The organism is Escherichia sp. MOD1-EC7011, assembly GCF_002965005.1.
GTDB classification, from domain to species: Bacteria; Pseudomonadota; Gammaproteobacteria; order Enterobacterales; family Enterobacteriaceae; genus Escherichia; species Escherichia ruysiae.
This window is the reverse complement of sequence record NZ_PTRD01000049.1, coordinates 1-15,135: the sequence shown is the minus strand read 5'-3', so window position 1 is coordinate 15,135 and position 15,135 is coordinate 1. Positions and strand designations below refer to the sequence as shown.

General features: G+C 52.8%; 14 protein-coding genes, 1 tRNA gene and 1 pseudogene. 10 read left to right on the top strand and 6 right to left on the bottom strand.

Annotation, left to right across the window (positions count from 1 at the left end; all coding sequences use genetic code 11):
- Positions 1-17 precede the first annotated feature (17 nt).
- On the top strand, positions 18-1,256 hold the full coding sequence (gene cca / locus A7098_RS21495) for a fused tRNA nucleotidyltransferase/2',3'-cyclic phosphodiesterase/2' nucleotidase/phosphatase Cca (RefSeq protein ID WP_105281388.1): 1,239 nt from the start codon (positions 18-20) through the stop codon (positions 1,254-1,256).
- Between the two features lie 162 nt (positions 1,257-1,418).
- Here cca and bacA read toward each other — a convergent pair whose 3' ends face one another.
- On the bottom strand, positions 1,419-2,240 hold the full coding sequence (gene bacA / locus A7098_RS21490) for an undecaprenyl-diphosphate phosphatase (RefSeq protein ID WP_001305111.1): 822 nt from the start codon (positions 2,238-2,240) through the stop codon (positions 1,419-1,421).
- A 90-nt stretch (positions 2,241-2,330) separates the two neighbouring features.
- Positions 2,331-2,699, bottom strand: coding sequence for a bifunctional dihydroneopterin aldolase/7,8-dihydroneopterin epimerase (gene folB, locus A7098_RS21485; protein WP_010347879.1), 369 nt, complete (start codon positions 2,697-2,699; stop codon positions 2,331-2,333).
- 104 nt (positions 2,700-2,803) lie between these two features.
- Between folB and plsY the strand changes: the two genes are divergently transcribed.
- Positions 2,804-3,421 (top strand): glycerol-3-phosphate 1-O-acyltransferase PlsY, encoded by a 618-nt coding sequence (plsY, locus tag A7098_RS21480; RefSeq protein WP_001272794.1) that lies wholly within the window; start codon positions 2,804-2,806, stop codon positions 3,419-3,421.
- Positions 3,422-3,433: 12 nt separating this feature from the next.
- Here plsY and ttdR read toward each other — a convergent pair whose 3' ends face one another.
- Entirely contained in the window at positions 3,434-4,366 is a 933-nt protein-coding gene (gene ttdR, locus A7098_RS21475; RefSeq protein ID WP_000935221.1) for an L-tartrate utilization transcriptional activator TtdR, read from the bottom strand.
- Between the two features lie 206 nt (positions 4,367-4,572).
- Between ttdR and ttdA the strand changes: the two genes are divergently transcribed.
- From ttdA to ttdT, 3 genes are read left to right on the top strand one after another with little or no spacing between them, the layout of a single operon-like run.
- Positions 4,573-5,484 (top strand): L(+)-tartrate dehydratase subunit alpha, encoded by a 912-nt coding sequence (gene ttdA, locus A7098_RS21465; protein ID WP_105281387.1) that lies wholly within the window; start codon positions 4,573-4,575, stop codon positions 5,482-5,484.
- The gene (gene ttdB / locus A7098_RS21460) at positions 5,481-6,086 is read left to right on the top strand and encodes a L(+)-tartrate dehydratase subunit beta (RefSeq protein WP_000722957.1); all 606 of its coding nucleotides are present in this window, start codon (positions 5,481-5,483) and stop codon (positions 6,084-6,086) included. Before ttdA ends, ttdB begins: the two co-directional genes overlap by 4 nt.
- A gap of 50 nt (positions 6,087-6,136) precedes the next feature.
- A complete protein-coding gene (ttdT, locus tag A7098_RS21455) occupies positions 6,137-7,600 on the top strand; it encodes an L-tartrate/succinate antiporter (protein WP_105281386.1) in 1,464 nt (487 codons plus the stop codon).
- Between the two features lie 42 nt (positions 7,601-7,642).
- Here ttdT and tsaD read toward each other — a convergent pair whose 3' ends face one another.
- Positions 7,643-8,656 carry a tRNA (adenosine(37)-N6)-threonylcarbamoyltransferase complex transferase subunit TsaD gene (gene tsaD / locus A7098_RS21450; RefSeq protein ID WP_001264365.1) on the bottom strand — a complete coding sequence of 338 codons (1,014 nt, stop codon included), beginning with the start codon at positions 8,654-8,656 and terminating at the stop codon, positions 7,643-7,645.
- A 237-nt stretch (positions 8,657-8,893) separates the two neighbouring features.
- Between tsaD and rpsU the strand changes: the two genes are divergently transcribed.
- From rpsU to rpoD, 3 genes are all read left to right on the top strand, one after another.
- Positions 8,894-9,109, top strand: a complete 216-nt coding sequence (gene rpsU, locus A7098_RS21440) for a 30S ribosomal protein S21 (protein ID WP_001144069.1) — start codon at positions 8,894-8,896, stop codon at positions 9,107-9,109.
- A gap of 110 nt (positions 9,110-9,219) precedes the next feature.
- Entirely contained in the window at positions 9,220-10,965 is a 1,746-nt protein-coding gene (dnaG, locus tag A7098_RS21435; protein WP_032226322.1) for a DNA primase, read from the top strand.
- A gap of 194 nt (positions 10,966-11,159) precedes the next feature.
- Positions 11,160-13,001 carry an RNA polymerase sigma factor RpoD gene (rpoD, locus tag A7098_RS21425; RefSeq protein ID WP_000437367.1) on the top strand — a complete coding sequence of 614 codons (1,842 nt, stop codon included), beginning with the start codon at positions 11,160-11,162 and terminating at the stop codon, positions 12,999-13,001.
- A gap of 77 nt (positions 13,002-13,078) precedes the next feature.
- Here the strand turns inward: rpoD and mug are convergent, their stop codons facing one another.
- A complete protein-coding gene (gene mug / locus A7098_RS21420) occupies positions 13,079-13,585 on the bottom strand; it encodes a G/U mismatch-specific DNA glycosylase (protein ID WP_000227303.1) in 507 nt (168 codons plus the stop codon).
- Positions 13,586-13,710: 125 nt separating this feature from the next.
- Between mug and A7098_RS21415 the strand changes: the two genes are divergently transcribed.
- A tRNA-Ile gene (locus A7098_RS21415) sits at positions 13,711-13,786 on the top strand.
- A 38-nt stretch (positions 13,787-13,824) separates the two neighbouring features.
- Here the strand turns inward: A7098_RS21415 and nfeF are convergent.
- A complete protein-coding gene (nfeF, locus tag A7098_RS21410; protein ID WP_085461207.1) occupies positions 13,825-14,598 on the bottom strand; it encodes an NADPH-dependent ferric chelate reductase NfeF in 774 nt (257 codons plus the stop codon).
- A gap of 276 nt (positions 14,599-14,874) precedes the next feature.
- Here nfeF and A7098_RS21405 point away from each other — a divergent pair.
- Positions 14,875-15,135, top strand: a pseudogene (locus A7098_RS21405) (PadR family transcriptional regulator); the annotation flags it as partial.

The following is a 15,135-nucleotide window of genomic DNA, read 5'->3' as shown; positions in this document are numbered from 1 at the left end:
GACGAAGGGAAGATGGCGTGAAGATTTATCTGGTCGGTGGTGCTGTTCGGGATGCATTGTTAGGGCTACCGGTCAAAGACAGAGATTGGGTGGTGGTCGGCAGTACGCCACAGGAGATGCTCGACGCGGGCTACCAGCAGGTAGGCCGCGATTTTCCTGTTTTTCTGCATCCGCAAACGCATGAAGAGTATGCGCTGGCACGTACCGAACGGAAATCCGGTTCCGGTTACACCGGCTTTACCTGCTATGCCGCACCGGATGTCACGCTGGAAGATGATCTTAAGCGTCGCGATCTGACCATTAATGCGCTGGCCCAGGACGATAACGGCGAGATTATCGACCCGTACAACGGTCTGGGCGATCTGCAAAATCGTCTGTTGCGCCATGTTTCCCCCGCTTTTGGCGAAGATCCGTTACGCGTACTGCGCGTGGCGCGTTTTGCTGCGCGTTATGCCCACCTTGGTTTTCGTATTGCCGATGAAACTCTGGCGCTGATGCGCGAGATGACCCACGCAGGTGAACTGGAACACCTGACGCCTGAACGGGTGTGGAAAGAGACGGAAAGCGCCCTCACCACACGCAATCCGCAAGTTTTCTTCCAGGTATTGCGTGATTGCGGCGCACTACGCGTTTTATTCCCGGAGATCGACGCGTTGTTTGGTGTCCCCGCTCCGGCGAAATGGCACCCGGAAATCGATACCGGTATTCACACCTTAATGACGCTCTCAATGGCGGCGATGCTGAGTCCGCAGGTCGATGTCCGTTTCGCAACTTTATGCCACGATCTCGGTAAAGGACTGACGCCCCCAGAGCTTTGGCCGCGTCATCACGGTCACGGTCCGGCTGGCGTGAAGTTAGTGGAGCAACTGTGTCAGCGTCTGCGCGTGCCTAATGAAATCCGCGACTTAGCTAAACTGGTGGCGGAGTTTCACGATCTCATCCACACCTTCCCAATGCTGAACCCAAAAACCATCGTCAAATTGTTTGATTCCATCGATGCCTGGCGTAAACCGCAGCGTGTCGAGCAACTGGCGCTGACCAGCGAGGCTGACGTGCGCGGCAGAACCGGTTTTGAATCGGCGGACTACCCGCAAGGCCGCTGGTTGCGCGAGGCCTGGGAAGTGGCACAGTCAGTACCAACAAAAGCCGTCGTTGAAGCGGGATTTAAAGGTGTGGAGATTCGCGAGGAGCTGACCCGACGGAGGATTGCGGCGGTAGCCAGCTGGAAGGAACAACGTTGCCCAAAGCCTGAATGAGTATAAAACTAAACGTTAGCACGAACCGTCCCCTCGCCCCTTCGGGGAGAGGGTTAGGGTGAGGGGAACAGACCAGCACCGGTGCGAACAATCACCCTCACCCCGGCCTTCTCCCTACAGAGCGAGGGAGAAAACCAGGCCTGCTCCCGAACCTTTTCTCAATCAAAAGAACACAACGTACACCGCAGCCGCCACAATAAAGCGATAAATGGCGAACGGGATAAACGAAATGCGCTTAATCAGTTGCAGGAAGGTTTTAATCGCTATCAGCGCCACCACAAAAGCGGTGATAAACCCAACGGCAAACATCGGGATATCGCCGGTTGTCAGGAAGCCCCAGCTTTTGTAGAGATCGAGCGCCGTTGCGCCCATCATCATCGGCACCGCCAGCAGGAACGAGAACTCGGAAGCAGCGTAACGGCTCACCCCCATCAGCATCCCACCTGAAATGGTCGCCCCGGAACGGGAGAAACCCGGCCACAGCGCCAGACACTGGAAACAGCCAATCATAAACGCCTGACGATACGTCATATCATCCAGACCCGGCGCACGCGGCTCTTTCGGCTTCAGGCATTCAGCGGCAATCAGCAACAGACCGCCAACAACCAGCGCATACATCACATTTATCGGGTTAAACAACGACTTAATCGTATCGTGGAACAATAGCCCCAGTACCACCGCCGGGATCATCCCCAGCAAAATGTGGATCAGCGTTAACCGACCTTTGCTTTCTCCTTCGTGCTGCAACGGACGCCCAAAGTGAATGCCAATCAGGCCAAACAGACGCCGCCAGAACATCACTACTACCGCCAGAATTGATCCTAACTGGATCACGACTTCAAAGGTTTTCGCCGTGTCGCCCTCAAATCCCAACAAATGACCGACAATAATCATATGGCCCGTGCTGGATACCGGCAGAAATTCTGTCAATCCTTCGACCACACCCAATATTGCCGCTATCAGCAGCGAGTGCATATCGCTCATCAATAAACCCCTAAATTATAAAAATGTACCGCTTGTCCGAACTACTGCAGTATGACCAGGTTATAACCGTTTGGTTTAACAGCTGTAAAATTAATTATTTTCTTTCAGATTATTGCCACGCTCAATGATGACGCCAACATTCGCCGCACGCGCCACTGCGCCTGGCTTGCTGAGTTTGATACGCACCCACGGCGAGTTAAAGCGAGTCAACAGCAGCTCCGCCACCTCTTCCGCCACGCGTTCCACCAGTGCAAAACGCGCGCCCTCGACGTGGCTGACCACCGTTTCGGCAATGTCAGCGTAGCTGAGACAATCCGCCACATCATCGCTTTTCGCCGCTTTACGGTTATCCCACGCCATTTCGATATCGAACACCAACTTCTGTTCGATGGTCTGTTCCCAGTCGTAAACACCAATAGTGGTGATTACCGAAAGTTGCTCTATAAATACAATATCCATCACGTCCTGCCTGCTTTTTGGCTAACCGGATACCACTTCCGGCGAAATGTGCGTATTATCCACAGATTCATCGTTGAACACGAATTTTCAAAACGGAACAGCTTATGAGTGCAATCGCGCCTGGAATGATCCTCATCGCGTACCTCTGCGGCTCCATTTCCAGTGCCATTCTGGTTTGCCGCTTGTGTGGGCTGCCCGATCCGCGAACCAGCGGCTCCGGCAATCCCGGCGCCACCAATGTGTTACGTATCGGTGGCAAGGGAGCAGCCGTAGCAGTGCTGATTTTCGACGTTCTGAAAGGAATGTTACCCGTCTGGGGCGCGTATGAATTAGGTGTCAGCCCCTTCTGGCTAGGCTTAATTGCCATCGCCGCCTGTCTAGGACACATCTGGCCGGTTTTCTTCGGTTTTAAAGGGGGAAAAGGCGTTGCCACCGCTTTTGGCGCAATCGCACCAATTGGCTGGGATTTAACGGGTGTGATGGCGGGAACCTGGCTGTTAACCATTTTACTCAGCGGTTATTCGTCGCTGGGAGCGATTGTCAGCGCACTGATTGCTCCGTTTTATGTCTGGTGGTTTAAGCCACAATTCACCTTTCCGGTTTCTATGCTCTCTTGCCTGATCCTGCTGCGTCATCATGACAACATCCAGCGTCTGTGGCGTCGCCAGGAGACAAAAATCTGGACGAAATTTAAAAGAAAGCGCGAAAAAGATCCGCAGTGATTTCTGGCAGGTTTACAAAACCTGATAGCCTTCGGCGGGCTTGCCCAGCCGTTGCTGGCACCACGCCGCCAGAAACTCTACGCAGACGCGCAACTTCATACTGCGATAGAGTGGCTCCCGATAGACAGCCCAGATATTGGCGCTTTGTGCATATTCCGGCAATACTCGCACCAGTTTGCCACTCTCCAGAAACGGCAGCACATCCCATTCGGAACGCAGCATAATCCCTTTACCTTCCAGTGCCCATTGCAGCACTATCTCACCGCTGTTGGAGGAAAGATGCCCGCTTACCTTCACCGATTTTTTCTCCTGACCGTTCCCCAACTCCCATATTCCGTGGGTCATATCGCGCTCTTTGGTCACCAGACAGTCATGACGACTTAATTCCTGTAAGGATTGTGGCTGGGAATATTTTTGCAGATACTCAGGTGCTGCGCATAATATTCTTTTATTTTTTGTCAAAAGATGCGCAATATAATAATCAGGGATTTCATCATTAATACGAATATCCAGATCAATATTATCCTGCACTAAATCAATTTGCCGATCGAACAATTCAAAATGCACCTGTAACTCAGGGTAATTGCGCATCAGTTCGGTAATGGCTGGTGCAATATAACTGCGCCCAAAACCAAAACTACAGCCAATACGAATCATCCCCTCCGGGCGCGTTTTGATTTGCGTGACGTCATCGACCAGTCGCTGATATTGGGTGAGGATTTCCAGCGCATGTTCGTAACAACGTTGGCCACTTTCAGTCAGTGCCACGCCGCGAGCGGAGCGGTTAAGTAGCGTCGTTGCCAGCGTGTTTTCAAGGATTTGGATTCGTTTGGTGACAAATGCGGGCGTCTGCCCAAGCGTCGCCGCTGCGGCACTAAAACTGCCGCTATGGACGATTTCTACCAGTACCTGCAAGTCTTTGGCTAAAGGCCAGCTATTCAGCATCGTTAACTATCCGCAATTTTGACTGGCTCAGTGTATTTCGCAAAACATTTCCATTCCCTGCTCTGGCGCAATATTCATTCTTATTTTCGTGTTGATTCACGAACTGTTAATTACATATTCACGGTGGCAAAAAATATAAAACCACATTTTTAGTGGTAGTTTGTGACGGTAAATTTTTCCAGACAAATATAGAAACTGGAGTTGCCATGATGAGCGAAAGTAATAAGCAACAGGAAGTGAATAAGTTGACAGAGATTGTCGCTAACTTTACCGCCATGATTTCTACCCGAATGCCTGATGACGTAGTGGATAAACTAAAACAGCTTCGGGACGCCGAAACGTCGTCGATGGGGAAAATCATCTACCACACGATGTTCGATAACATGCAAAAAGCGATCGACCTGAATCGCCCGGCCTGTCAGGACACCGGCGAAATCATGTTTTTTGTTAAGGTCGGTTCCCGTTTCCCGCTGCTTGGCGAACTGCAAAGCATTCTTAAGCAAGCCGTGGAAGAGGCGACCGTCAAAGCGCCACTGCGCCACAACGCGGTGGAAATTTTTGACGAAGTGAACACCGGCAAAAATACCGGTAGCGGCGTACCGTGGGTTACCTGGGATATCGTCCCCGACGGTGACGACGCGGAAATCGAAGTTTACATGGCTGGCGGCGGCTGCACGCTACCTGGCCGCTCAAAAGTGTTAATGCCATCGGAAGGCTACGAAGGCGTGGTGAAATTCGTCTTCGAAAATATCTCCACCCTCGCCGTAAACGCCTGTCCACCGGTACTGGTAGGTGTAGGCATCGCCACCTCGGTGGAAACCGCCGCCGTGCTCTCACGTAAAGCCATTTTGCGCCCGATTGGCAGCCGCCATCCCAATCCAAAAGCGGCAGAGCTGGAGCTACGCCTGGAAGAAGGACTCAACCGTCTGGGAATTGGCCCACAAGGGCTGACTGGCAACAGTTCAGTGATGGGCGTACATATCGAATCTGCCGCTCGCCATCCGTCTACCATCGGCGTCGCTGTCTCTACCGGCTGCTGGGCGCATCGTCGCGGTACGCTGCTGGTTCATGCCGATCTCTCCTTTGAAAACCTTTCTCACACCCGGAGCGCGTTATGAAAAAGATCCTGACAACCCCGATCAAAGCTGAAGATCTGCAAGATATTCGCGTCGGCGATGTGATCTACCTGACCGGTACGCTGGTGACCTGCCGTGACGTTTGTCACCGCCGATTGATCGAACTGAAACGTCCGATCCCTTACGATCTCAACGGCAAAGCGATTTTCCACGCTGGCCCCATCGTGCGCAAAAACGGCGACAAATGGGAAATGGTTTCCGTCGGTCCGACAACCAGTATGCGTATGGAAAGTTTTGAACGTGAATTTATCGAGCAGACCGGCGTGAAACTGGTGGTCGGCAAAGGCGGAATGGGGCCGCTGACCGAAGAAGGCTGTCAGAAATTCAAGGCGCTACATGTGATTTTCCCGGCAGGCTGCGCGGTGCTGGCGGCAACCCAGGTGGAAGAGATTGAAGAGGTGCACTGGACAGAACTCGGGATGCCGGAGTCACTGTGGGTCTGCCGGGTCAAAGAGTTCGGCCCGCTGATTGTCTCTATTGATACCCACGGCAACAACCTGATAGCCGAAAACAAAAAGTTGTTCGCCGAACGCCGCGATCCCATCGTGGAAGAGATCTGCGAGCACGTCCATTACATCAAATAACCCTCCCGGAGAGGCTCACCCCCTCTCCTTTTTTTCGCAGGCATAACACGATGAAACCTTCCACTGAATGGTGGCGATACCTTGCGCCGCTGGCGGTCATCGCCATTATTGCTCTACTTCCGGTTCCCGCAGGGCTGGAGAGTCATACATGGCTCTACTTTGCTGTTTTTACTGGCGTGATCGTTGGACTGATCCTCGAACCCGTGCCGGGTGCCGTGGTGGCGATGGTGGGTATATCCATCATCGCCATTCTCTCGCCCTGGCTGCTGTTTAGCCCCGAACAGCTCGCCCAGCCAGGCTTTAAATTCACCGCTAAATCCCTCTCCTGGGCGGTTTCCGGTTTTTCTAATTCGGTTATCTGGCTGATTTTCGCCGCCTTTATGTTTGGCACTGGCTATGAAAAAACCGGACTTGGACGTCGCATTGCGCTGATTCTGGTGAAAAAGATGGGGCATCGCACGCTGTTTCTCGGCTATGTGGTGATGTTCTCCGAGTTAGTCCTTGCACCTGTAACACCTTCCAACTCAGCGCGCGGTGCGGGGATTATCTATCCCATCATCCGTAACCTGCCGCCGCTCTATCAATCACAGCCGAACGACAGCAGTTCGCGCAGCATTGGCTCCTACATCATGTGGATGGGAATTGTTGCCGACTGCGTGACCAGCGCCATTTTCCTGACGGCGATGGCACCTAACTTGCTGCTAATTGGACTGATGAAAAGCGCATCTCACGCCACGCTGAGTTGGGGCGACTGGTTCCTCGGGATGTTGCCGCTCAGTATTTTACTGGTTCTGCTGGTTCCCTGGCTGGCTTACGTGCTATACCCACCGGTACTGAAGTCTGGTGATCAGGTGCCGCGTTGGGCAGAGACGGAACTGCAAGCGATGGGGCCACTCTGTTCGCGTGAAAAACGGATGCTGGGGCTGATGGTGGGCGCGCTGGTTCTGTGGATTTTCGGCGGTGATTATATCGATGCTGCGATGGTCGGTTACAGCGTGGTGGCACTGATGCTGCTTCTGCGCATTATCAGCTGGGACGATATTGTCAGTAATAAAGCAGCGTGGAACGTTTTCTTCTGGCTGGCCTCGCTAATCACCCTCGCCACCGGACTCAACAACACCGGTTTTATTAGCTGGTTTGGCAAACTGTTAGCAGGCAGCTTAAGTGGTTATTCGCCGACGATGGTGATGATGGCGTTGATTGTGGTGTTTTATCTGCTGCGCTACTTTTTTGCCAGCGCCACGGCGTATACCTCCGCTCTCGCGCCGATGATGATTGCCGCCGCGCTGGCGATGCCGGAAATCCCGCTGCCGGTGTTCTGCCTGATGGTTGGCGCGGCAATTGGTCTGGGGAGCATTCTTACGCCATACGCCACCGGGCCCAGTCCGATTTACTACGGTAGTGGTTATCTGCCAACGGTGGATTACTGGCGACTGGGGGCGATTTTTGGGCTGATATTCCTCGTGTTGCTGGTGATTACCGGCTTACTGTGGATGCCCGTGGTGTTGCTTTAAGTGAGGACGGTGCCGGAAATTGCTCTCCGGCACCCGAGAGTTTTACGCAGCCGGTAACTCCGCCAGCGGCCAGCGCGGACGCACGCTAACGCCGAGATCCGCCGTCGCGCCTGCTTTAAACCGCACCATTCCGGCATAGGCGATCATCGCGCCGTTATCAGTACAAAATTCCGGACGCGCGTAGAACACTTCGCCGCGACGCTTTTTCATCATTTCCGCCAGTTTCGCCCGCAGCGTGCGGTTAGCACTCACGCCGCCTGCCATTACCAGTCGCTTAAAGCCCGTCTGATCCAGCGCACGCTTACACTTAATCATCAGCGTATCGACCACCGCATCTTCAAAAGCGCGGGCGATATCAGCACGCGTCTGGTCGTCGGTGCCGTTATCACGAATCGTGTTCGCGGCGAAGGTTTTCAGACCAGAAAAGCTGAAATCCAGCCCCGGACGGTCGGTCATCGGACGCGGGAAGACAAAGCGCCCGGCAGTACCCTGAGCCGCCATTTTCGACAGCAGCGGCCCGCCTGGATAATCCAGCCCCAGCAGCTTCGCGGTTTTATCAAACGCTTCACCAGCGGCATCATCAATGGACTCGCCGAGCAGCTCATACTGACCAATGCCGGTAACGCTGATTAACTGCGTATGACCGCCGGAAACCAGCAATGCGACAAACGGAAATTCCGGCGGGTTATCTTCCAGCATCGGTGCTAACAGATGCCCTTCCATATGGTGCACAGGAATCGCCGGAACGTTCCAGGCAAACGCCAGAGAACGTCCCACGGTCGCACCAACCAGCAGCGCGCCGACTAATCCTGGGCCTGCGGTATAGGCCACGGCATCAATATCTTTTGCCGTCAAACCAGACTCTTTCAGCGCCGCCTGGATCAACGGTACGGTTTTACGCACGTGATCGCGGGAGGCCAGTTCAGGCACCACGCCGCCATAGTCAGCGTGTAATTTCACCTGACTATACAATTGGTTGGCTAACAAACCTTTTTCATCGTCGTAAATGGCGATGCCGGTTTCATCGCAGGAAGTTTCAATACCCAGTACACGCATGACTTGTTTTACCTCGCTTTATTACCGCGCAGTGTAGGACCAATGCGGGTTGATGTAAAACTTTGTTCGCCCCTGGAGAAAGCCTCGTGTATACTCCTCACCCTTATAAAAGTCCCTTTCAAAAGAGGTCGCGGTGCTTTACAAAGCAGCAGCAATTGCAGTAAAATTCCGCACCATTTTGAAATAAGCTGGCGTTGATGCCAGCGGCAAACCGAATTAATCAAAGGTGAGAGGCACATGCCGGTAATTAAAGTACGTGAAAACGAGCCGTTCGACGTAGCTCTGCGTCGCTTCAAGCGTTCCTGCGAAAAAGCAGGTGTTCTGGCGGAAGTTCGTCGTCGTGAGTTCTATGAAAAACCGACTACCGAACGTAAGCGCGCTAAAGCTTCTGCAGTGAAACGTCACGCGAAGAAACTGGCTCGCGAAAACGCACGCCGTACTCGTCTGTACTAATTCCCTGAGAGCGTTGCTCTCCGATCAGACCGAGTTGTAGTTGTAAGGCCGTGCTTCCGAAAGGAATGCGCGGCTTATTTTCGTTTATGAATTGCTAAAAATCGGGGCCTATGGCTGGACGAATCCCACGCGTATTCATTAATGATCTGCTGGCACGCACTGACATCGTCGATCTGATCGATGCCCGTGTGAAGCTGAAAAAGCAGGGCAAGAATTTTCACGCGTGTTGTCCATTCCACAACGAGAAAACCCCGTCATTCACCGTCAACGGTGAGAAACAGTTTTACCACTGCTTTGGATGTGGTGCGCACGGCAACGCGATCGACTTTCTGATGAACTACGACAAGCTTGAGTTCGTCGAAACGGTCGAAGAGCTGGCAGCAATGCACAATCTTGAAGTGCCATTTGAAGCAGGCAGCGGCCCCAGCCAGATAGAGCGCCATCAACGGCAAACGCTTTATCAGTTGATGGACGGTCTGAATACGTTTTACCAACAATCTTTACAACAACCTGTTGCCACATCTGCGCGCCAGTATCTGGAAAAACGCGGATTAAGCCACGAGGTTATCGCCCGCTTTGCGATTGGTTTTGCCCCCCCCGGCTGGGACAACGTCCTGAAACGGTTTGGCGGCAATCCAGAAAATCGCCAGTCATTGATTGATGCGGGCATGTTGGTCACCAACGATCAGGGTCGCAGTTACGATCGTTTCCGCGAACGGGTGATGTTCCCTATTCGCGATAAGCGCAGTCGGGTGATTGGTTTTGGCGGGCGCGTGCTGGGCAACGATACCCCCAAATACCTGAACTCACCGGAAACGGACATTTTCCATAAAGGCCGCCAGCTTTACGGTCTTTATGAAGCGCAGCAGGATAACGCTGAACCCCAGCGTCTGTTGGTGGTCGAAGGCTATATGGACGTGGTGGCTCTGGCACAATACGGTATTAATTACGCCGTTGCATCGCTGGGTACGTCAACCACTGCCGATCACATTCAGTTATTGTTCCGCGCGACCAACAATGTCATTTGCTGTTATGACGGCGACCGTGCAGGTCGCGATGCCGCCTGGCGGGCGCTGGAAACTGCGCTGCCTTATATGACAGACGGCCGTCAGTTACGCTTTATGTTTTTACCCGATGGCGAAGACCCAGACACACTGGTGCGCAAAGAGGGTAAAGAGGCGTTTGAAGCGCGAATGGAGCAGGCAATGCCGCTCTCCGCGTTTCTGTTTAACAGCCTGATGCCGCAGGTTGACCTGAGTACCCCTGACGGGCGCGCACGTTTAAGTACGCTGGCGCTGCCACTGATTTCTCAGGTGCCAGGAGAAACGCTGCGCATCTATCTTCGTCAGGAATTAGGCAACAAGTTAGGCATACTTGATGACAGCCAGCTTGAACGATTAATGCCGAAAGCAGCAGAGAACGGCGTTTCTCGTCCTGTTCCGCAGCTAAAACGCACGACCATGCGTATACTTATAGGGTTGCTGGTGCAAAATCCAGAATTAGCGACGTTAGTCCCGCCGCTTGAGAATCTGGATCAAAATAAGCTTCCTGGACTTGGCTTATTCAGAGAACTGGTCAACACTTGTCTCTCTCAGCCAGGTCTGACCACCGGGCAACTTTTAGAGCACTATCGTGGTACAAATAATGCTGCCACCCTTGAAAAACTGTCGATGTGGGACGATATAGCAGATAAGAATATTGCTGAGCAAACCTTCACCGACTCACTCAACCATATGTTTGATTCGTTGCTTGAACTGCGCCAGGAAGAGTTAATCGCTCGTGAGCGCACCCATGGTTTAAGTAATGAAGAACGCCTGGAACTCTGGACATTAAACCAGGAACTGGCGAAAAAGTGATTTAACGGCTTAAGTGCCGAATAGCGATCGGGAAGCCCCCGACAGCCGCACTGAGAGGCAGCGGCAATGATATAAGTACGCCCTCGTAATTATCGTTGGCGGTAAATAACCGTTGGATTTCAGTATTAACGTCTGAATGATATCCGGTCAATCGCCCAACACCAACCTCATGAAATAAGTGTGGATACCGTCTTATGGAGCAAAACCCGCAGTCACAGCTGAAACTTCTTGTCACCCGTGGTAAGGAGCAAGGCTATCTGACCTATGCCGAGGTCAATGACCATCTGCCGGAAGATATCGTCGATTCCGATCAGATCGAAGACATCATCCAAATGATCAATGACATGGGCATTCAGGTGATGGAAGAAGCGCCGGATGCCGATGACCTGATGCTGGCTGAAAACACAGCAGACGAAGATGCTGCCGAAGCCGCCGCGCAGGTGCTTTCCAGCGTGGAATCTGAAATCGGGCGCACGACTGACCCGGTACGCATGTACATGCGTGAAATGGGCACCGTTGAACTGTTGACCCGCGAAGGCGAAATTGACATCGCTAAACGCATCGAAGACGGGATCAACCAGGTTCAATGCTCCGTTGCTGAATATCCGGAAGCGATCACCTATCTGCTGGAACAGTATGATCGTGTTGAAGCAGAAGAAGCGCGTCTGTCCGATCTGATCACTGGCTTTGTTGACCCGAACGCAGAAGAAGATCTGGCACCAACCGCCACTCACGTCGGTTCTGAGCTTTCCCAGGAAGATCTGGACGATGACGAAGATGAAGACGAAGAAGATGCCGACGACGACAGTGCCGACGATGACAACAGCATCGACCCGGAGCTGGCTCGCGAAAAATTTGCTGAACTGCGCGCTCAGTACGTTGTAACGCGTGACACCATTAAAGCGAAAGGCCGCAGCCACGCTGCCGCTCAGGAAGAGATCCTGAAACTGTCTGAAGTATTCAAACAGTTCCGCCTGGTGCCGAAGCAGTTTGACTACCTGGTCAACAGTATGCGCGTCATGATGGATCGCGTTCGTACACAAGAACGTCTGATCATGAAGCTCTGCGTTGAGCAGTGCAAAATGCCGAAGAAAAACTTCATTACCCTGTTTACCGGCAACGAAACCAGCGATACCTGGTTCAACGCGGCAATTGCGATGAACAAGCCGTGGTCGGAAAAACTGCACGATGTCTCTGAAGAAGTGCATCGCGCCCTGCAGAAACTGCAGCAGATTGAAGAAGAAACCGGCCTGACCATCGAGCAGGTTAAAGATATCAACCGTCGTATGTCCATCGGCGAAGCGAAAGCCCGCCGTGCGAAGAAAGAGATGGTTGAAGCGAACTTACGTCTGGTTATTTCTATCGCCAAGAAATACACCAACCGTGGTCTGCAGTTCCTTGACCTGATTCAGGAAGGCAACATCGGTCTGATGAAAGCGGTTGATAAATTCGAATACCGCCGTGGTTACAAGTTCTCCACCTACGCAACCTGGTGGATCCGTCAGGCGATCACCCGCTCTATCGCAGATCAGGCGCGCACCATCCGTATTCCGGTGCATATGATTGAGACTATCAACAAGCTCAACCGTATTTCTCGCCAGATGCTGCAAGAAATGGGTCGTGAACCGACGCCGGAAGAACTGGCTGAACGTATGCTGATGCCGGAAGACAAAATCCGCAAAGTGCTGAAGATCGCCAAAGAGCCAATCTCCATGGAAACGCCGATCGGTGATGATGAAGATTCGCATCTGGGTGATTTCATCGAGGATACCACCCTCGAGCTGCCGCTGGATTCTGCGACCACCGAAAGCCTGCGTGCGGCAACGCACGACGTGCTGGCTGGGCTGACCGCGCGTGAAGCGAAAGTTCTGCGTATGCGTTTCGGTATCGACATGAACACCGACCACACGCTGGAAGAAGTGGGTAAACAGTTCGACGTTACCCGTGAACGTATCCGTCAGATCGAAGCGAAGGCGCTGCGTAAACTGCGTCACCCAAGCCGTTCTGAAGTACTGCGTAGCTTCCTGGACGATTAATCGGTAAGCCGGATAGGCGTTTACGCCGCATCCGGCACTTATCCCTCTGCACAAACGCCACCTTTTCGGTGGCGTTTTTATCGCCCACGCACGACCAGCGCCTGATCCAGTTCCCGATACGCCTCAACCAGTTTCTCCAGTGAAACGCGACTTAAACCGCTGGGATTCGGCAACACCCAAATCTGCGTCGAACCAATGGTGAGCGTTTGTTTCCCCCATTGTGCACCGCGCTGGCTGAATCCCTGTTCATATGCTTGTTTGCCCAGAATCGCCAACGCTTGCGGCTGATAATCTTCAATTTTTTCAATCAGCTTGCGCCCGCCTGCGTGCAACTCCTGCTTTGAAACTTCATTGGCTTGCACCGTTGGACGATCTACCAGTTTGGTAACACCGCAACGATAATCCAGCAGATGCTGCGCTTCCTGTGGCTTCAACTGACGGTCGGTAAATCCGGCCTGATAAATCACCTTCCAGAAGCGATTTGCCGGATGGGCAAACGGAAAGCCAGACTCTGCGGAAGAAAGACCCGGATTGATGCCACAAAACACCACACGCAATCCTGGCGCAAGAATATCGTCAACCATATTAACTCCTGAACAACACAACCCGCAGGAAGTATAACGAATTGAAAACACGTTGTTTATAAAAACAGCAGCCGCACGCTAATGGCTGGATCGCGGCACGGAGTTACTTTATAATCCGCTACCATGGCCCCTTAGCTCAGTGGTTAGAGCAGGCGACTCATAATCGCTTGGTCGCTGGTTCAAGTCCAGCAGGGGCCACCAGATACCGCAAAGGCTGACGAGAAATCGTCAGCCTTTTTTCATATATCAATCTTTGCGTGCCAGTAAGCCGCTGCGCGTACCCGCTGTGGGTCATATTGTTCCGCTTCAAAGCGGCGGCTTAAATTCTTAACCACCTTACCTTCGCCGGTTATCCAGATGAAATAATCATCGGCAGGAATTTCCAGCTGCGCCAGACGCGCGTCCACCGCCTGCTCATCATGCGCCAGCCACTCGATGTTAAAACCGTCAAGGTGCGCGAGATAATCCTGACAGGCGTTATCCCGCACGCTGACCAGCGCGGTAACTTGCGGTTTAACGGCAAGTTTGCTCAACGTTTCCAGGCGGCGGCGCAGTGCGGGCATTCCGGATTCATCACAGACATACAGCTGATACGCATAATCTTCCGGCACCACCAGCGAACCACGCGGTCCGGCTACTGTGAGTTTATCGCCCGGTTGCGCCTGCATCGCCCAGCCGCTGGCGACACCGCCGTCATGAATAAAAAAATCGATCGCCAGTTCATGGCGCTGCTCATCATACAGTGGCGTATAGTCGCGCGACGGCGGGCGTGGCCCTTCCGGCCAGACGATACCCTCTTCTGTTACCGTTGGCGGTACAAAGTGAGCGTCAGGTTGAGGAAAGAAGAGTTTGCTGTGATCGTCAAAGCCGCGCGACGTAAAACCGTCCAACGCCTCGCCGCCGAGGACAATGCGCTGAAAACTGGCGCTGATGCGCTCAACGCGTAACACGGTCAGTTCACGGAAGCGCAGATCATTGCGAACGCGCTGTGGGTAGCGGGGAGAGTTATTCATTGTTATCGCCTTCGTGATGGTAATCAGATATATCTAAATAAAATTCGCAAATGATAATGATTGTTAATCATGATAAATGCAAGCAATTTGTAGTACTGATATATCTGAAGTATGTGAAGTCATTCAGCACCGTAGCAAGGCTGCCGGATGCGGCGTGAACGCCTTACCCGGCCTACATGTTGAGTACATCTGAGTTTAAAAATCATTTTTGTACTTGCAGCAATGCTCATGTCAGATATAAATTAGATATATCTAATTAAGCAAAAGGAGGCTGATATGAGCCATCATCACGAAGGGTGTTGTAAACATGAAGGCCAGCCACGCCATGAAGGCTGCTGTAAAGGTGAGAAGTCAGAACACGAGCACTGCGGGCACGGTCACCAGCATGAACACGGTCAATGCTGCGGTGGTCGCCACGGTCGCGGCGGCGGTCGTCGGCAGCGTTTCTTTGGTCACGGTGAATTGCGCCTGGTGATTCTGGATATTCTCTCGCGCGATGACAGCCACGGGTTTGAGTTGGTTAAGGGAGTTGAGAAA